The sequence below is a fragment of the Pseudomonas sp. P179 genome (assembly GCF_000478485.2).
Taxonomy (GTDB): domain Bacteria; phylum Pseudomonadota; class Gammaproteobacteria; order Pseudomonadales; family Pseudomonadaceae; genus Pseudomonas; species Pseudomonas aeruginosa.
Map to the genome: position 1 here is coordinate 1,486,215 of NZ_KI517354.1, position 15,796 is coordinate 1,502,010.

Annotated in this window: 20 protein-coding genes; 8 read left to right on the plus strand and 12 right to left on the minus strand. The window is 67.1% G+C overall.

Going from position 1 to position 15,796, the window contains the following annotated elements:
• Nucleotides 1-163: 163 nt before the first annotated feature.
• Entirely contained in the window at nt 164-616 is a 453-nt protein-coding gene (locus tag HMPREF1224_RS19550; protein ID WP_003102319.1) for a flavodoxin, read from the minus strand.
• Between the two features lie 279 nt (nt 617-895).
• Between HMPREF1224_RS19550 and HMPREF1224_RS19555 the strand changes: the two genes are divergently transcribed.
• The 6 genes from HMPREF1224_RS19555 (at nt 896) to HMPREF1224_RS19580 (ending at nt 4,049) form a co-directional block, all read left to right on the plus strand.
• A complete protein-coding gene (locus HMPREF1224_RS19555) occupies nt 896-1,453 on the plus strand; it encodes a putative antibiotic biosynthesis monooxygenase (RefSeq protein ID WP_003102317.1) in 558 nt (185 codons plus the stop codon).
• A gap of 110 nt (nt 1,454-1,563) precedes the next feature.
• Nucleotides 1,564-2,268, plus strand: coding sequence for a dihydromonapterin reductase (gene folM / locus HMPREF1224_RS19560; protein ID WP_003091895.1), 705 nt, complete (start codon nt 1,564-1,566; stop codon nt 2,266-2,268).
• Between the two features lie 17 nt (nt 2,269-2,285).
• Complete coding sequence (gene folE, locus HMPREF1224_RS19565; RefSeq protein WP_003091896.1) at nt 2,286-2,846, plus strand: GTP cyclohydrolase I FolE; 561 nt, start codon at nt 2,286-2,288, stop codon at nt 2,844-2,846.
• A gap of 1 nt (nt 2,847) precedes the next feature.
• Complete coding sequence (folX, locus tag HMPREF1224_RS19570) at nt 2,848-3,219, plus strand: dihydroneopterin triphosphate 2'-epimerase (RefSeq protein WP_003091897.1); 372 nt, start codon at nt 2,848-2,850, stop codon at nt 3,217-3,219.
• 128 nt (nt 3,220-3,347) lie between these two features.
• A complete protein-coding gene (locus tag HMPREF1224_RS19575; RefSeq protein ID WP_003091898.1) occupies nt 3,348-3,659 on the plus strand; it encodes a DUF1244 domain-containing protein in 312 nt (103 codons plus the stop codon).
• A gap of 51 nt (nt 3,660-3,710) precedes the next feature.
• Nucleotides 3,711-4,049 carry a HopJ type III effector protein gene (locus HMPREF1224_RS19580; protein ID WP_003091899.1) on the plus strand — a complete coding sequence of 113 codons (339 nt, stop codon included), beginning with the start codon at nt 3,711-3,713 and terminating at the stop codon, nt 4,047-4,049.
• 179 nt (nt 4,050-4,228) lie between these two features.
• Here the strand turns inward: HMPREF1224_RS19580 and HMPREF1224_RS19585 are convergent, their stop codons facing one another.
• From HMPREF1224_RS19585 to HMPREF1224_RS19630, 10 genes are all read right to left on the minus strand, one after another.
• Nucleotides 4,229-4,444: a TOBE domain-containing protein gene (locus tag HMPREF1224_RS19585; RefSeq protein ID WP_003091900.1), complete on the minus strand. Its 216-nt coding sequence runs from the start codon at nt 4,442-4,444 to the stop codon at nt 4,229-4,231.
• A gap of 40 nt (nt 4,445-4,484) precedes the next feature.
• Nucleotides 4,485-5,309, minus strand: coding sequence for an aliphatic sulfonates ABC transporter ATP-binding protein (gene ssuB, locus HMPREF1224_RS19590; RefSeq protein WP_003102311.1), 825 nt, complete (start codon nt 5,307-5,309; stop codon nt 4,485-4,487).
• Complete coding sequence (ssuC, locus tag HMPREF1224_RS19595) at nt 5,306-6,094, minus strand: aliphatic sulfonate ABC transporter permease SsuC (protein ID WP_003102309.1); 789 nt, start codon at nt 6,092-6,094, stop codon at nt 5,306-5,308. Before ssuC ends, ssuB begins: the two co-directional genes overlap by 4 nt.
• Before the next feature lie 20 nt (nt 6,095-6,114).
• Nucleotides 6,115-7,263 carry an FMNH2-dependent alkanesulfonate monooxygenase gene (ssuD, locus tag HMPREF1224_RS19600; RefSeq protein ID WP_003091910.1) on the minus strand — a complete coding sequence of 383 codons (1,149 nt, stop codon included), beginning with the start codon at nt 7,261-7,263 and terminating at the stop codon, nt 6,115-6,117.
• Nucleotides 7,264-7,340: 77 nt separating this feature from the next.
• Nucleotides 7,341-8,312, minus strand: a complete 972-nt coding sequence (locus tag HMPREF1224_RS19605) for a sulfonate ABC transporter substrate-binding protein (protein WP_010793275.1) — start codon at nt 8,310-8,312, stop codon at nt 7,341-7,343.
• Nucleotides 8,313-8,430: 118 nt separating this feature from the next.
• Nucleotides 8,431-9,024, minus strand: a complete 594-nt coding sequence (ssuE, locus tag HMPREF1224_RS19610; RefSeq protein ID WP_003091915.1) for an NADPH-dependent FMN reductase — start codon at nt 9,022-9,024, stop codon at nt 8,431-8,433.
• 153 nt (nt 9,025-9,177) lie between these two features.
• The gene (locus HMPREF1224_RS19615) at nt 9,178-9,927 is read right to left on the minus strand and encodes an ABC transporter ATP-binding protein (RefSeq protein ID WP_003091922.1); all 750 of its coding nucleotides are present in this window, start codon (nt 9,925-9,927) and stop codon (nt 9,178-9,180) included.
• Nucleotides 9,924-10,748 (minus strand): ABC transporter permease, encoded by an 825-nt coding sequence (locus HMPREF1224_RS19620; RefSeq protein ID WP_010793276.1) that lies wholly within the window; start codon nt 10,746-10,748, stop codon nt 9,924-9,926. Before HMPREF1224_RS19620 ends, HMPREF1224_RS19615 begins: the two co-directional genes overlap by 4 nt.
• 3 nt (nt 10,749-10,751) lie before the next feature.
• Nucleotides 10,752-11,753, minus strand: a complete 1,002-nt coding sequence (locus tag HMPREF1224_RS19625) for an aliphatic sulfonate ABC transporter substrate-binding protein (protein WP_010793277.1) — start codon at nt 11,751-11,753, stop codon at nt 10,752-10,754.
• Between the two features lie 250 nt (nt 11,754-12,003).
• Nucleotides 12,004-12,642 (minus strand): peroxiredoxin, encoded by a 639-nt coding sequence (locus HMPREF1224_RS19630; RefSeq protein ID WP_003102302.1) that lies wholly within the window; start codon nt 12,640-12,642, stop codon nt 12,004-12,006.
• A 205-nt stretch (nt 12,643-12,847) separates the two neighbouring features.
• Between HMPREF1224_RS19630 and HMPREF1224_RS19635 the strand changes: the two genes are divergently transcribed.
• Nucleotides 12,848-13,057, plus strand: a complete 210-nt coding sequence (locus HMPREF1224_RS19635) for a DUF6316 family protein (protein WP_003102301.1) — start codon at nt 12,848-12,850, stop codon at nt 13,055-13,057.
• Between the two features lie 202 nt (nt 13,058-13,259).
• Entirely contained in the window at nt 13,260-14,831 is a 1,572-nt protein-coding gene (locus HMPREF1224_RS19640) for a malate:quinone oxidoreductase (RefSeq protein ID WP_003102300.1), read from the plus strand.
• 223 nt (nt 14,832-15,054) lie between these two features.
• Here HMPREF1224_RS19640 and HMPREF1224_RS19645 read toward each other — a convergent pair whose 3' ends face one another.
• The gene (locus tag HMPREF1224_RS19645) at nt 15,055-15,720 is read right to left on the minus strand and encodes a YceH family protein (protein WP_003091932.1); all 666 of its coding nucleotides are present in this window, start codon (nt 15,718-15,720) and stop codon (nt 15,055-15,057) included.
• Nucleotides 15,721-15,796 lie beyond the last annotated feature (76 nt).

Genomic DNA, 15,796 nt, shown 5'->3' on the forward strand with positions numbered 1-15,796 from the left:
CCCCGTGTAGGGCGAATAACCGCTACGCGGTTATCCGCCACCTCGGCAGGCGTTTCGGCGGATAACGCCTGGGGCGTTATTCGCCCTACCGCTTGTCCCCTCCCCGTGTAGGGCGAATAACCGCCTCGCGGTTATCCGCCGCCTCGGCGGGGTACGCCCGGGATCAGCCCTTGAGGGCGGCGGCGAACTCGGCCAGCCAAGGCTCGGCGTCGGTCTCGGGGGTAACGGTTTCGCTGGCATCCAGGCGCAGCATCGGCAGCACTTCACGCACGCCCAGTTCGCCGAACAGTTCGCGAACCTGCTCGCCGCCACCGCAGAACGTGTCGCCGTAGCTCGAATCGCCCAGGCCGATGACCCCACCCGGCAGGCCGTGCCAGGCCGGCAGTTGGTCGCGGATCGCGTAGTACAGCGGTTGCAGGTTGTCCGGCAGTTCGCCCATGCCGGTGGTCGAGGTCACCACCAGGAATGCCTCGGGGGCGAAGGCCTTGAGTTCGTCGAGGCTGGCGCGGGGCAGATGGGAGGCCTCGAGGCCGGCCGCGGACAGCAATTTCTGGGCGTGCCGGGCGACTTCTTCGGCGGTGCCGTAGACCGAGCCGGAGAGAATGGCGACTTTCATGAACACTCCGTAAGCCAACAGGGGTAAGCCGGGCATTATGCCGCATGCGTTCGCCGAGCGGGACGCACCGAATCAATGCAGACAGGCTGCAAAAGCACCATTTCGGTGCACACCCTGTCATCGGGATGTCATCGCGCTGCCGTAGACACGGCAGCGAACCTTCGCCACCACGCCGGGAACGATCCTTGCCTGTCCTCCGACGCAGCCCACCACCCCCGGCGCTGCGCCGTTGTCCGAGGGCGCCCACGAAGCGCGCTCAACCGTTCCAGGAGATACACGATGTCTACCGCTCCCGTTACCCTGCTGGTGGCCCGCCGCGTCGCCGCCGGCCGTTACCGCGACTTCCTCGCCTGGCAGCGCGAAGGCGAAGCCCTCGCCGCCGACTTCCCCGGCTACCTCGGCTCCGGGGCGCTGGCGCCGCCCGCCGGCGGAGACGAATTCCAGATGATCTTTCGCTTCGCCGACGACGCCACCCTCGCCGCCTGGGCCCACTCCGCCTCGCGCCAGGCCTGGCTCGAACGCGGCCAGGGGCTCTTCGACGAACCGCGCGAGCGCCGCGCCCACGGTCTCGCCGCCTGGTTCGACGACAACCGCAAACCGCCGCGCTGGAAGCAGAGCGTGGCGATCTGGCTGGCGTTCTTCCCGGTCTCGCTGGCCTTCAACCTCGGCGCCGGCCCCTACCTCGGCGAGCTGTCGCTGGCCGCGCGGGTGCTGCTCAGCACCCTGGTCCTCACCCCGTTGATGACCTACTGGTTCATCCCTCTCTCCAGCCGCCTGCTCGCCCCCTGGCTGCACCGCCGCCCGCAGCGCGCCGCCAGCCTGCCGGAAGCGCACTGACGGCTTGCCGCCCACCCCGGCGGGGTGGGCCGTAGCGCAAGGCTTTGCCCGACTGGCTCAGTCGGGTACCCTGCATCCATCCGATTCCCTTCGCCTGCTGTGAGAGTCCCATGGCGACAGCCCCGATCCTGATCACCGGCGCCAGCCAGCGTGTCGGCCTGCATTGCGCCCGCCGCCTGCTGGCCGACGGCGAGTCGGTGATCGTCAGCTACCGCAGCGAACGCCCGGCGCTGGACGAACTGCGCCAGGCCGGCGCGCTGACCCTGCACGCCGACTTCGCCAGCGAGGCCGGCATCTTCGCCTTCATCGGGGCCCTCCGACAGCATACCGACAGCCTGCGAGCGATCGTCCACAACGCCTCGGACTGGGTCGCCGAGACGCCCGGCCACGAAGCCGAGGCGTTCCAGCAACTGTTCAGCGTGCACATGCTCGCGCCCTACCTGATCAACCTGCACTGCGCCGAGCTGCTGGAACGCTCGCAGCCTGCCGACATCGTTCACCTCACCGACGACGTGGCGCGCAAGGGCAGCGCCCGGCGTATCGCCTACTGCGCGAGCAAGGCCGGGCTGGACAACCTGACCCTGTCGTTCGCCGCGCGCTTCGCGCCGAGGATCAAGGTCAACGCCATTTCACCGGCGCTGGTGATGTTCAACGACGGGGACGACGCCGAATACCGCGCCCGCACCCTGGCGAAATCCGCCCTCGGCATCGAACCGGGGCCGGAAGTCATCTACCAGAGCCTTCGCTACCTGTTGGACAACCCCTACGTCACCGGGACCACCCTGACCGTGAACGGCGGCCGCCACGTCAAGTGAGGCGCCAAGGACCCCTTATGAACCCAGCACTTTCCCAGCATTACCGGGAGATCCTCGTCGGTCTCGGCGAAGACCCGCAGCGCGAAGGCCTGCTCGACACCCCGAAGCGCGCGGCCAAGGCCATGCAGTACCTCTGCCACGGCTATGGCCAGACCCTGGAGGAAATCGTCAACGGCGCGCTGTTCGCCTCGGACAACGATGAAATGGTCATCGTCCGCGACATCGAGCTGTACTCCCTGTGCGAACACCACCTCCTGCCCTTCATCGGCAAGGCTCATGTGGCGTACATTCCCACCGGCAAGGTGCTCGGCCTGTCGAAGGTGGCGCGGATCGTCGACATGTTCGCCCGCCGCCTGCAGATCCAGGAGAACCTCACCCGGCAGATCGCCGAGGCGGTCCGCCAGGTGACCAGCGCCGCCGGCGTGGCGGTAGTGATCGAGGCCCAGCACATGTGCATGATGATGCGCGGGGTGGAGAAGCAGAACTCGCAGATGTTCACCTCGGTGATGCTCGGCGCGTTCCGCGACTCGAACACCACCCGCCAGGAATTTCTGCAATTGATCGGAAGGAGCAAGTGACATGCCGCGACTGGAACCGGGAATGGCGCGAATCCGCGTCAAGGACCTGCGCCTGCGCACCTTCATCGGGATCAAGGAGGAGGAAATCCTCAACAAGCAGGACGTGCTGATCAACCTGACCATCCTCTACCCGGCCGCGGACGCCGTGGAGGTCAACGACATCGAGCACGCGCTGAACTACCGCACCATCACCAAGGCGATCATCCGCCACGTCGAGGAGAACCGCTTCGCCCTGCTCGAACGGATGACCCAGGAAATCCTCGACCTGGTGATGGAGAACCCGGCGGTGCGCTACGCCGAGGTGGAAGTGGACAAGCCGCACGCGCTGCGCTTCGCCGAGTCGGTCTCGATCACCCTCGCCGGCCACCGCTGAGGCGGCCGACGAGCGAACCGCGCGAAGACGCGCACAAGCGTTGCCCGCCGGCCGCGCCAACTCTTATCATCGCCGGACCTGGCCCTGTGCCTTCACCCTGCCCCGAGCCATCGTCGAGAAACACCGCCATGACCGCAGCCAACCTCACCGAACAGCAACGCCTGGAACTCGAAGCCGCCGCCTTCCGCACCCTGGTCCATCATTTGCAGACCCGCAAGGACGTGCAGAACATCGACCTGATGAACCTCGCCGGTTTCTGCCGCAACTGCCTGTCCAAGTGGTACAAGGCCGCCGCCGACGACCTCGGGGTGGAAGTCAGCAATGACCAGGCCCGCGAAGAGATCTACGGCATGCCCTATGCCGAGTGGAAAGCCAAGTACCAGAAAGAAGCGAGCCCGGAACAACAGGCCGCCTTCGCCAAGAGCCAGGGCAACGCCTGAGGCCACCGGGCCCCTTGCCAACCCTGCCCCAGACACCATGAGCCTGTTTCGATGACCCTGACCGACTTCCGCGCGCGTCTGCGCAGCGAACACCACCTGTTCACCGACACCCTGGCGTTCATCGCCGAGCACTACAGCTACACGCCGAGCGCCTTCGACAACGGCAGCGTGAGCAACCCGGCCGGGCAGAACGAAGGTTCCTGCAAGACCCTGGGCTTCGCCATCCTCGAGGGCCTCAGCCTCGAGGAAACCCTGCTGGCCTTCGGCGAGCACTACCGTGCGGTGCGCGACAACCCGGAAGGCGACGACCACGCCAACATCCGCGCCCTGCAACAGACCGGCCTGGCCGGCGTGCATTTCGAGCGCCAGCCCCTGTCGCGCCGGGGCTGAGAAGTCCCGGTCGCCCCCACGGCGGATAACCGCGAGCGGTTATTCGCCCTACCGACCGCTCCATAGCGACCCACGCCAGCCGTCGCCACCGGCCGGCCTTGCCGATACGCGACGAAAAAAGGCGGGGCCCCATCGGGGTCCCCGCCCTTCTCGCCGCCGCAAGCGCGGCGCAGCCAGCGTCACAGCTTGGCGATGGATACCTCGGTGGACTTGACGAAGGCGATCACTTCGCTACCGATGGCCAGCTCCAGTTCCTTCACCGAACGCGTGGTGATCACCGAAGTGACGATCCCGGCGGCGGTCTGCACGTCGATCTCGGAGAGCACCGGCCCTTCGATGATTTCCTTCACGGTGCCCTTGAACTGGTTACGAACGTTGATGGCTTTGATGGTCATGGCGTTTCTCCTGGGGGGATTCGGAACGAGGCATGGTTGCTTAGAGCGCCCAGCGCAGTTGCGTGGGCAGGGGTGAAACGGGCTCGGGTTGCGGCGGCAGCTCCGGCTGCGCCAGCACCCGGTTGAGCACTTCGGCTTCCAGCGCGGCCAGTCGCGCCGAGCCACGCGAGCGCGGCCGGGGCAGTTCCACCGGCAGGTCGAGGCCGATCTCGCCGTCCTCGATGAGGATCACCCGGTCGGCCACCGCCACCGCCTCGCTGACGTCGTGGGTGACCAGCAGGACGGTGAAACCGTGTTCGCGCCAGAGTCCTTCGATCAGTTGCTGCATCTCGATCCGGGTCAGCGCATCGAGCGCGCCGAGCGGCTCGTCGAGCAACAGCAGGCGCGGCTCGTGGATCAGCGCGCGAGCCAGCGCGACGCGCTGCTTCTGCCCGCCGGACAGGGCCGCCGGCCACTCGTTGGCACGCTCGGCCAGGCCGACCGCCCGCAGCGCCTGCAGGGCCTTCGCCCGCCAGTCGCCGCGCAGGCCAAGGCCGACGTTGTCGATCACCCGCTTCCACGGCAGCAGGCGCGAGTCCTGGAACATCAGCCGGGTGTCCTCGCGGGCCTCGGCCAGCGCCGCCGAGCCGGCCAGCAACTCGCCGCGGCTGGGCTGGTCGAGGCCGGCCAGCAGGCGCAGCAAGGTGCTCTTGCCGCAGCCGCTGCGGCCAACGATAGCGACGAACTGCCCGGCCGGAACCAGCAGGTCGATGTCCTTGAGCACCTCGCGCTCGCCGAAGCGCCGCGCCACTCCGCGCAGGGCCAGCGGGATACCGCGCTTGAGGCGCTGCGGAGTGCCGCCAAGGGCGGCGTTGTGGGCATTCATGCGCCACCTCCCTTGACCTGGTAGGCCGGGTGCCAGCGTAGCCAGACGCGTTCCAGGCCGCGGGCGGCGAGGTCGGCGAGCTTGCCGAGGACGGCATAGAGCAGGATCGCCAGGACCACCACGTCGGTCTGCAGGAACTCGCGGGCGTTCATCGCCAGGTAACCGATGCCGGAGCTGGCGGAAATGGTCTCGGCGACGATCAGGGTCAACCACATGAAGCCGAGGGCGAAGCGCACCCCGACCAGGATCGACGGCAGCGCGCCGGGCAGGATCACCTGGCGGAACAGGGCGAAGCCGGACAACCCGTAGCTGCGCGCCATCTCCAGCAGGCCGGGGTCGATGCCGCGGATGCCGTGGTAGGTGTTCAGGTAGATCGGGAACAGCGTGCCGAGGGCGACCAGGAAGATCTTCGCCGACTCGTCGATGCCGAACCACAGGATCACCAGCGGGATCAGCGCCAGGTGCGGCACGTTGCGGATCATCTGCACCGAACTGTCGAGGAAGCGTTCGCCCCACTTCGACAGGCCGGTGACGAAGCCCAGCACCAGGCCGATGGCGCCGCCGATGAGAAAGCCGATCGCCGCGCGCCAGCCGCTGATCGCCAGGTGCTGCCAGATCTCGCCGCTGCGCAGCAGCGCCCAGCCGGCCTCGAGTACGGCGCTGGGCGCGGGGAGGATGCGGCTGGACAGCCAGCCGAACTCAACCGCCGCCTGCCACACCGCCAGCAGGACCAGCGGCAGCGCCCAGGGCGCCAGGCGCTCGGCCAGTCGTTTGGAAATGCTCATGTCGTTCGCTCCGACCGCTCTCAACTCTGCGCGGCCTGCCGGGGCAGGATGTCGTTGGCCACCATCTCGCCGAACGGGCTGACATAGCCGCGTCCCTCGGGCTGCGCCGGGCGCTGCACGTCGAGGTGCGGGAACAGCAGTTCGGCGACCCGGTAGGACTCTTCCAGGTGCGGATAGCCGGAGAAGATGAAGGTATCGATGCCCAGCTCGGCGTACTCCCTGACCCGCGCCGCCACCGTCGGCCCGTCGCCGACCAGCGCGGTGCCGGCGCCGCCGCGCACCAGGCCGACGCCGGCCCAGAGATTGGGGCTGACTTCCAGGTTGTCGCGCGAACCGCCGTGCAGCGCGGCCATGCGTTGCTGGCCGACCGAGTCGAAGCGCGCCAGGGAGGCCTGGGCGCGGGCGATGGTGTCGTCGTCGAGGTGCGCGATCAGGCGATCGGCGGCCTGCCAGGCTTCCTCGCTGGTCTCGCGGACGATCACGTGCAGGCGGATCCCGAAGCGCACCTGGCGGCCCTGGCGGGCGGCCTTCTCGCGTACCTGGGCGATCTTCTCGGCAACCGCCGCCGGCGGCTCGCCCCAGGTCAGGTACAGCTCGACCTGCTCGGCGGCGAGGTCCTGGGCGGCCTCCGAGGAGCCGCCGAAGTACAGCGGCGGACGCGGCTGCTGCAACGGCGGATAGAGCAGTTTGGCGCCCTTCACCTGGATGTGCTTGCCGGCGTAGTCGACGGTCTCGCCCTCCAGCACACGACGCCAGATGCGGGTGAATTCGACCGACGCCTCGTAGCGTTCGGCGTGGCTCAGGTGCAGGCCGTCGCCAGCCAGTTCGTCGGGATCGCCGCCGGTGACCAGGTTGAACAGCGCGCGGCCGTTGGACAGCCGGTCCAGGGTCGCCGCCTGGCGCGCGGCGACGGTCGGCGAAATGATCCCGGGACGCAGCGCGACGAGGAACTTCAGGCGCTGGGTTACCGGGATCAGCGAGGCGGCGACCAGCCAGGAGTCCTCGCAGGAACGTCCGGTGGGGATCAGTACGCCGCCGAAGCCCAGGCGGTCGGCGGCCTGGGCGATCTGCTGCAGGTAGCCGTGGTCGACGGCACGGGCGCCCTGGGTGGTGCCCAGGTAGTGGCCGTCGCCGTGGGTGGGAAGGAACCAGAAAATCTCGAGGCTCATCGCAATTGACTCCAGGGTGAGCGCGCCGGCGTGGCGTAGCCGCGCGATGATCGTGTCGGTATGTGGGCGGTACGGGCTCAGGGTGCGCTGGCGACCTTGCCGGCCGGTGGCGTCCAGATCACCTCCTTGATGCTCAGCGGTTTGGGAATCAGCTTCAGCTGGGTGAAGGTGTCGGCGATCTTCTGCTGCGCCTCGACCACCGCCGGGGTGATCAACTGCGCGCCGTAACCCTGGCGCTTCACCGCGGTAAGGGTGATGTCGGCGGGCAGCCCGAGCAGCGGCGCGACCTGCTCGGTCACCTGCTGCGGGTTGGCCCGCGACCAGTCACCGACCTGGCGGATCTCGTCCACCAGCTTGTCGAGCACCTGCGGATGCCGTTGCGCGTAAGTCCGGGTGGCGAGGTAGAACTGGTGGTTGTCGACCAGCTCGCGACCATCCACCAGGACCCGCGCGGACAACTGCTTCTCGGCGGCGGCCTGGTAGGGGTCCCAGATCACCCAGGCGTCGACGCTGTGACGCTCGAAGGCGGCGCGGGCGTCGGCCGGCGGCAGGTAGACGGGTTGGATGTCGCTGTACTTCAGGCCGGCCTGCTCGAGGGCGCGGACCAACAGGTAATGCACGTTGGAGCCCTTGTTCAGGGCGACTTTCCTGCCCTTCAGCTCGGCCACCGACCGAATCGGCGAGTCCTTCGGCAGGAGGATCGCCTCGCTGGTCGGCGCCGGCGGTTCGTAGGCCACGTAGAGCAGGTCGGCGCCGGCGGCCTGGGCGAAGACCGGCGGGGTTTCCCCGGTCACGCCGAAGTCGATGCTGCCGACATTGAGTCCCTCGAGCAGTTGCGGGCCGCCGGGAAACTCGGTCCATTGCACCTTCACGCCGTCTTCGGCGAGACGTTTCTCCAGGGTGCCGCGGGCCTTGAGCAGGACCAGGGTGCCGTATTTCTGGTAGCCGATCCGCAGGGTGTTGGCCGACTTCTCGTCGGCCTGAACGCCGTAGGACAGGGCCGCCACCAGCAGGGCCGCCAGTCCACGACGCAAAGCGATGGTGCGCATGGCGCTCTCCTTTGTCGTTGTGGGTGCCGAACCTGCCGCGCCGTTGACGGAACAGAGAGGTCGTCGTGTGTGCGTTGTGCAATCGGGCCGCGGCGCGCGTGCGCTGGCGGCGGACGGATCAGATGCTCCAGCGGGCGTTCACCAGGCGCTCGTTGAGCAACTGCGGGTCGATCGGCTGCGGCCGTCGCGAGAGGGCCAGGTGGAAGGTTTCCAGGGCGTTTTCCAGGCGCTGCTCGAGGACCGGTTCCAGGCGCGCCGGGTCGCTCTCGGTGGCGTAGGCGATCTGCTTGTCCACGGCGAATACGCCATGCAGTACCTCCTGGGCCTTGAGCGCGGCCAGGACCGGCTTCAATGCATAGTCCACGGCCAGCATGTGCGCACTGCTGCCACCGGTAGCGAACGGCAGCACCACCTTGTGCTCCAGGGCGCGCTCGGGCAACAGGTCGAGCAGGACCTTCAGCGCGCCGGAAAACGAGGCCTTGTACACCGGGGTGGCGACCAGCAGGCCGTCGGCGCGGCCGATCTGCTCGGCCAGCGCCAGTACCGGCGGACTGTCGAGGCGGGCACGCAGCAGGTCCTCGGCGGGAAAATCCAGCACCTGGTGGCTGGCCACCTCGACGCCGCGACGGCTCAGCCAGTCCCTGGCACGCTCCAGCAACACCCCGGAGCGGGAGCGTACGCTGGGACTTCCGGCGATGGAAACGACGAGCATGGGGGGATTCCTTATAACCGGAAAACAGAATATTCGTTTGGCTTGCTAACCAAGTTGCATAGACCTTAACAGGCGGCCTCATATTCCAATAAATGTTTTTTATTCATTTATTTATTCCATAAAGCATATAAGAACCCGGTTCGGGGTCTTGCCTCAGAGCACGTGCGCCCGCTGCATTTCGGTCAGGGCCTCGCCGCGCAAGTAGGCCAGCTCCACCGCCCGGCGATCGCGGGGACGCGCCAGCGGTACGTGGAACTCGCGGCGGATGTGTCCGGGACGGCCGCCCATCAGCAGCACGCGGTCGGCGAGATAGAACGCCTCGTCGAGATCGTGGGTGACCAGCAGGACGCTGATCTCGTAGTTCTGCACCACGTCCTGCAGCAGGTCCTGGAGGCGCATGCGGGTGAAGGCGTCGACCGCGCTGAACGGCTCGTCGAGCAACAGCACCTGCGGCCGTCCGTAGAGACCGCGGGCGATCGCCGCGCGCTGCGCCATGCCGCCGGACAGTTGCTTGGGCAGCAATCCTCCGCAGCCGGCCAGTCCGACATCGGCGAGCAGGCGCTCGACCCAGTGCTCGTCCTCCAGCCAGCCGTCGGCGAAACCGACGTTCTGCGCCACCGTCAGCCAGGGCAACAGGCGCGGCTCCTGGAACACCACGCCGATTCCGCCGCTGCGGCCGTTCTCGCCGTCCGGGCCGAAGCCGAGGATCGGGTTGCGTTCGACAGTGCCCTGGAAGTCATCGTCCAGTCCGGCGGCGATCCGCAGCAGGGTGCTCTTGCCGCAACCACTGGGGCCGAGCAGGCTGACCACCTCGCCGGGCGCCAGCGACAGCGCCACGCCCTCCAGCACCCGCGTATCGCCATAGGCCTTGCGAATCTCCAGCAGGTCGAGCAGGCCGCTCATGCGCCGCCCTCCCCGTCGAAGCTGTCGCGCCAGCGCAGGGCCCGGCGCTCCAGCGAGCGGAGCAGGCCATCGCTGAGCTTGCCGAGGGCCGCCAGGACCAGGATCGCGGCGATCACCAGGTCCGGACGCGAGGTTTCCCGACCGTCACTGAGCAGGTAGCCGAGGCCCTGGGTGGCGGCGATCAGCTCCGCCGCGACGAGGAACATCCAGCTCAGGCTGAGCGCCCCGCGCAGGCCGGTGAACAGGTTCGGCAGCGCCGCCGGAAGGAGGATGCGGCGGACCAGGGCGAAGCGCGACAAACGGTAGAGCCGCCCCAGTTCCACCCACTTGCGATCGACCCCGCGTACCCCGGCGACCAGCGCGAGGTAGACCGGGAAGAAGGCGCCGAGGGCGATGAGGACGATCTTCGGCGTCTCGTCGATGCCGAACCAGAGCAGCAGCAGGGGCACCCAGGCCAGGCTGGGGATCGCCCGCAGGGCCTGGAAGCTCGGCTCCAGGTAGGCTTCGGCGCGACGACTGAGACCGACCCAGGTACCGACCACCAGGGCCAGGCCGCTGCCGATCGCGAAGCCGGGGGCGACCCGCGCCAGGCTCGCGCCGACATGCCCCCACAGCTCGCCGCGAGCCAGTTCCACCAGGGTCAGCAGGATGCCGCTCGGCGCCGGCATCTGGTAGGCCGGCAGCCAGCCCAGGCGCACCAGCGCCTCCCACGACGATAGTGCCAGCAGCGGCAAGGCCCAGGCCCGCCAGGCGCCCGGCACGCGCAGTCGCCACGCCCGGCGCGAGACTCGCCGGGCCAGTCGCAGGCTCTGGCTGACCATGGCTCAGGGCTCCGTGCGCGCCAACGGGACACCGCCGATGACCTCGGCGGCCCACTGAGGCGCGATCAGTTCGTCGACCACCTTCTGCACGTCCACGCCCGGCCGCACCAGGCGCTCGTCCGCCAGGATCGGCGCCGCGGCCTTGAGCGCGGCGACCTGTTCGGCGCCCGGCAGCGGCTGGCTGAAATCGGTGCGCGACAGTTGCAGGCGAGCCACTTCCAGCGGCAGGCCGGCTTCCTCGGCAAGCAGTTGCGCGGCCTCGTCGGGATGCCCGATCACCCAGTGGCGCGCCTGCTCGTAGGCCGCCAGCACCTGGCGGATCAGTTGCGGATGGCGTTCGGCGAAATCCTCGCGGACATTGAGCACGCCGTAGCTGTTGAAGCCGAGGTTGCGGTAGAGCAGCCGCGAGCCGGCCTGCAACTCGCTGGCCGCCATGTGCGGATCGAGTCCGGCCCAGGCGTCGACCTGGCCCTTCTCCAGGGCTACCCGGCCGTCAGGATGCTGCAGGTGGACGATACGCAGGTCGTTCTTGTCCAGGCCCACGCTGTGCAGGCTGCGGAGCAGGAACAGGTAGGGATCGGTGCCCTTGGTGGCAGCCACCTTGCGCCCCTTGAGCTCGGCGAGGCTGCGGATCGGCGAATCCTTGCGCACCAGCAGCGCGGTCCACTCCGGGCGGCTGGCGACGTATACGGTACGTACCGGGCTGCCGTTGGCCCGCGCGAGTACCGCGGCGAGGCCGGCGGTCGAGGCGAAATCGACGCTGCCGGCGTTGAGGTACTCCAGGGAACGGTTGCTGCCCTGGCTGAACACCCAGCGCACCCGGGTGCCGCTGCCGTCCAGGCTTTTCTCCAGCCAGCCGAACTTCCTGAGCGCCAGGCTGGTGGGGGCGTAGTAGGCATAGTCGAGACGGATTTCAGCGGGGGCTGCGGCCTCTGCCGCGGGAAACACGGAAAGAACGGCGAGCAGGGCCAGCCAGGCCCGGCAGCGACGGAGAGCGGCGATCATGCGTCTGCTCCTGGAAGGAGGTGGATGAGCGAGCCTTCTCCCCGTCTGGCGGGCAAGTCAGAGCCGGTTTCGGAAATGGATGGCGGATAAAAAGCGTCGCGGCGACGCGCTCGCGCACATAAAAAAGAGGGCCGGTCGAAACCGGCCAAAAACCCTGCTCGTGGCTAAACAGCGTTGCATGACGGCACGCACCGTCGAATAAAAGGTCCCGCCTGCCGTGCCTGCCCATGCAGGCGGGACGAATCCGGCCTCAGCGGTTGGGCTGGGGCGTCAGGCGCAGGTAGGGCTTCACCGCGCGGTAGCCTTTGGGGAAACGCCGCTTGATCTCTTCCTCGTCCTTCAGCGAAGGCACGATTACCACCTCGTCGCCGTCCTCCCAGTTGGCTGGCGTGGCGACCTTGTGCTCGTCGGTCAGTTGCAGCGAATCGATCACCCGGAGGATCTCGTTGAAATTGCGCCCGGTGCTCGCCGGGTAGGTGATGATCAGGCGCACCTTCTTGTTCGGGTCGATGATGAACAGCGAACGCACGGTCAGCGTGTCGTTGGCGTTCGGGTGGATCAGGTCGTAGAGTTCGGAAACCTTGCGGTCGGCGTCGGCGATGATCGGGAAATTGACCCGGGTGTCCTGGGTCTCGTTGATATCGTCGATCCACTTCAGGTGCGACTCCACCGGATCCACCGACAGCGCCAGGACCTTGACCCCGCGCTGGGCGAACTGGTCCTTGAGCTTGGCGGTGAAACCCAGCTCGGTGGTGCACACCGGGGTGAAGTCGGCGGGGTGGGAGAACAGCACGCCCCAGCTGTCGCCCAGCCACTCGTGGAGGCGGATGCGCCCTTCGCTGGAGTCCTGTTCGAAATCGGGGGCGATGTCGCCGAGTCTGAGGCTCATGGGGTCACTCCTTGTTCGTGTTGGAGCCCACTATGCCCAAGGCCGGCTGACGTTAAAAAGAATAAATTCAGATTTTCTTATAACAAAAAATAGAATACCCAACCCTTCGCCTGGAAATCCGTCTCCTTTCGTCCGCCGGCCTGCCGCCCGGCCAACCCCCGCCTACACTGAAAACACCTTGGCCCGCTATCCAGGAGTCGCCGTCATGTTGGGGAAACGTTCCACCGATCCCACCCCGGCCACCCGCTTTCGCAGCGATCGCATAAGTTCGGTGAATGGGCAGTACTTCTTCTCCACCCGCGAAGGGACCCTGGAAGGTCCCTATTTCACCCGTTTCGACGCGGAGCGGGAAATCGACGCGTATATCCGCAGGATGCGCCAATCGGCGGAAATCCACGCGCCGGGTTCCCGCTGAAACGATACAGGCGCTGAATTTATTTCCCGGCGGCTGAAACGTTCAAGAAAGGGAAGGCAGGTATTCTCGGCGGAACGCCGAGGCAAATGTCACCGCATGTGAACGCACTCACATCGGGGGTGAGTTCCAGTATCATTCACCCGGTGAATACCTGCCATGTCGTGCGTATCCACGCTTCTCCACGTTTTCTAGCGGTAAATCCATGAAAAAAATCTTATTGATGCTTTTGTGCGTCAGCGTGCTGGGTTGCTCCAAAAACAGCGTCGAATCGGAAAAACCGGTCGACGTGCTCCTGATCGGTGGCGGCATCATGAGCGCCACCCTGGGTACCTATCTGAACGAACTGGAACCAGGCTGGACCATCGAGATGGTCGAGCGCCTGGACAAGGTCGCCGAAGAAAGCTCCAACGGCTGGAACAACGCGGGCACCGGTCACTCGGCGTTCTGCGAACTGAACTACACCAGCGAGGCCGCGGACGGCTCGATGGATATCAGCAAGGCGGTGGCGATCAACGAGAACTTCGAGATCTCCAAGCAGTTCTGGGCCTACCAGGTCGACCGCAAGGTGCTGAACGATCCGAAGTCGTTCATCAACAACGTCCCGCACATGAGCTTCGTCTGGGGCGACGACAACGTCGCCTTCCTCAAGAAGCGCCACGCCGCCCTGCAGCACAGCTCGCTGTTCCGCGGCATGGAGTACTCGGAAGACCCCGAGCAGATCAAGCAGTGGGTGCCGCTGGTGATGGAAGGCCGCGAGCCGGGGCAGAAGATCGCCGCCACGCGCATGTCGATCGGCACCGACGTCAACTTCGGCGAGATCACTCGCCAACTGGTGGGCTCGCTGTCGGCCAAGGACACCTTCAAGCTGCGCCTGCAACATGAGGTCCGCGACCTCAAGCGCAACGACGACAACACCTGGACCGTGACCATGGCCGACCTGGCCAATGGCGACAAGGAAACCAGCGTCAAGGCCAGGTTCGTCTTCATCGGCGCCGGCGGCGGCGCGCTGAAGCTGCTGCAGATGTCCGGCATCCCCGAGGCCGAAGGCTACGCCGGCTTCCCGGTGGGCGGTTCGTTCCTCGCCACCACCAACCCGGACGTGGTCAAGCGCCACCTGGCCAAGGTCTACGGCAAGGCTTCGGTGGGTTCGCCGCCGATGTCGGTGCCGCACCTCGACACCCGCATGATCGACGGCAAGCCGGTTCTGCTGTTCGGTCCGTTCGCCACCTTCTCCACCAAGTTCCTGAAGAACGGCTCGCTGTGGGACCTGCCGGGCTCGGTGACCAGCGGCAACATCGGCCCGATGTTCAACGCCGGCATCGACAACTTCGATCTCAGCCAGTACCTGATCGGCCAGCTGATGCTCAGCCAGGACGACCGCATGGCCTCGCTGCGCGAGTACTTCCCGGAAGCCCGCGACGAGGACTGGAAGCTGGTGCAGGCCGGCCAGCGCGTGCAGATCATCAAGAAGGACGCCGAGAAAGGCGGCGTACTGCAATTCGGCACCGAAGTGGTGACCGCCGCCGACGGCTCCGTCGCCGCCCTGCTCGGCGCCTCGCCGGGCGCCTCGACCGCCGCGCCGATCATGCTGTCGGTGCTGGAGAAGGCCTTCAAGGACAAGGTCGCTACCCCCGAGTGGCAGGCACGCCTGAAGGAAATCGTGCCGTCTTACGGGCGCAAGCTGAACAACGACATCGAGCTGACCAACAGCACCCGTGCCTGGAGCAGCGAGCGCCTGCAACTGATCCACGTGCCGGTACAGCCGGAGGCCTGATCGGCCACCGACGCGCGCGCATGAAAAAGCCCGGCAATAGCCGGGCTTTTTTGGGTTGGCGTTCCCCTTGCGGGGCGGCGCATCGGCGGATAACGCCGCTGGCGTTATTCGCCCTACCCGACAGGCAGCGCCGCCCACAAAGTCACTGCGGGCCGTAGGGCGAACAACCGCTCGCGGTTATCCGCCGGAACCTGCATGTCACCGATTGCGCCCTCCCGCGATATCACGCCCCTCCTTCGAGCCTGGCCAGGCGCTCCTCCAGCGCCGCCAGGCGCGTCTCCAGCTCGGCGATCCGCGCTTCCGCATCGGCCGACAGAGCGGCCGGCGCGGCGCGTTCCGGGTCGCTGCCCATCGCCTCCACGGCGGCCTCGAGGTCGGCCTGGCTGCCGAGCAGGTGCATGTAGCGCTCCTCGCGCTGCCCGGCGCGACGCTCCAGGTGCACGGCCAGGCCACGGCCGGCGAGGCGTTCCAGGTGGTGGCGGATCTGCTCGACGTCGTCGAAATCGTGCAGGCGGTTGCTGCGGGTGAGCAGTTCGTTGAGGGTCTGCGGACCACGCAGGAACAGCAGGCCGAGCAGCGCCACCTGTGGCGCCACCAATTCCAGGCCCTTGCCCAGGGTGTGCTCCCAGCGGTCGGCGCGGCTGCCCATCACCAGCCTGACCAGGCCGCGCCCCTCGAGCTGGCGCAGGCTCTGGCCGACCTGGCCGGGCGTGAGGTTCATCACCGGATCGCGGCTGGTCTTCTGGTTGCAGGCGAGGACCAGGGCATTGAGGGTCAGCGGATAGGTTTCCGGGGTGGTCGCCTGCTTCTCGACGAGGCTGCCGAGAATCCGTGCATCGACGGCGCTCAGCGGGTCGTCGACGAACGGCGAGTTGGGCTCGGTGGACATCGCTACATCCCTATGCAAGGAAAAAGGCGCCTAGCCTAGCGCGAGTCGCCGGGGATGGCACGGAGCGTCATGTAAA

Coding starts and splice junctions, on each gene's coding strand:
- HMPREF1224_RS19550 (WP_003102319.1), bottom strand. CDS start 616: ATGAAAGTCGCCATTCTCTCCGGCTCGGTCTACGGCACCGCCGAAGAA.
- HMPREF1224_RS19555 (WP_003102317.1), top strand. CDS start 896: ATGTCTACCGCTCCCGTTACCCTGCTGGTGGCCCGCCGCGTCGCCGCC.
- folM (WP_003091895.1), top strand. CDS start 1,564: ATGGCGACAGCCCCGATCCTGATCACCGGCGCCAGCCAGCGTGTCGGC.
- folE (WP_003091896.1), top strand. CDS start 2,286: ATGAACCCAGCACTTTCCCAGCATTACCGGGAGATCCTCGTCGGTCTC.
- folX (WP_003091897.1), top strand. CDS start 2,848: ATGCCGCGACTGGAACCGGGAATGGCGCGAATCCGCGTCAAGGACCTG.
- HMPREF1224_RS19575 (WP_003091898.1), top strand. CDS start 3,348: ATGACCGCAGCCAACCTCACCGAACAGCAACGCCTGGAACTCGAAGCC.
- HMPREF1224_RS19580 (WP_003091899.1), top strand. CDS start 3,711: ATGACCCTGACCGACTTCCGCGCGCGTCTGCGCAGCGAACACCACCTG.
- HMPREF1224_RS19585 (WP_003091900.1), bottom strand. CDS start 4,444: ATGACCATCAAAGCCATCAACGTTCGTAACCAGTTCAAGGGCACCGTG.
- ssuB (WP_003102311.1), bottom strand. CDS start 5,309: ATGAATGCCCACAACGCCGCCCTTGGCGGCACTCCGCAGCGCCTCAAG.
- ssuC (WP_003102309.1), bottom strand. CDS start 6,094: ATGAGCATTTCCAAACGACTGGCCGAGCGCCTGGCGCCCTGGGCGCTG.
- ssuD (WP_003091910.1), bottom strand. CDS start 7,263: ATGAGCCTCGAGATTTTCTGGTTCCTTCCCACCCACGGCGACGGCCAC.
- HMPREF1224_RS19605 (WP_010793275.1), bottom strand. CDS start 8,312: ATGCGCACCATCGCTTTGCGTCGTGGACTGGCGGCCCTGCTGGTGGCG.
- ssuE (WP_003091915.1), bottom strand. CDS start 9,024: ATGCTCGTCGTTTCCATCGCCGGAAGTCCCAGCGTACGCTCCCGCTCC.
- HMPREF1224_RS19615 (WP_003091922.1), bottom strand. CDS start 9,927: ATGAGCGGCCTGCTCGACCTGCTGGAGATTCGCAAGGCCTATGGCGAT.
- HMPREF1224_RS19620 (WP_010793276.1), bottom strand. CDS start 10,748: ATGGTCAGCCAGAGCCTGCGACTGGCCCGGCGAGTCTCGCGCCGGGCG.
- HMPREF1224_RS19625 (WP_010793277.1), bottom strand. CDS start 11,753: ATGATCGCCGCTCTCCGTCGCTGCCGGGCCTGGCTGGCCCTGCTCGCC.
- HMPREF1224_RS19630 (WP_003102302.1), bottom strand. CDS start 12,642: ATGAGCCTCAGACTCGGCGACATCGCCCCCGATTTCGAACAGGACTCC.
- HMPREF1224_RS19635 (WP_003102301.1), top strand. CDS start 12,848: ATGTTGGGGAAACGTTCCACCGATCCCACCCCGGCCACCCGCTTTCGC.
- HMPREF1224_RS19640 (WP_003102300.1), top strand. CDS start 13,260: ATGAAAAAAATCTTATTGATGCTTTTGTGCGTCAGCGTGCTGGGTTGC.
- HMPREF1224_RS19645 (WP_003091932.1), bottom strand. CDS start 15,720: ATGTCCACCGAGCCCAACTCGCCGTTCGTCGACGACCCGCTGAGCGCC.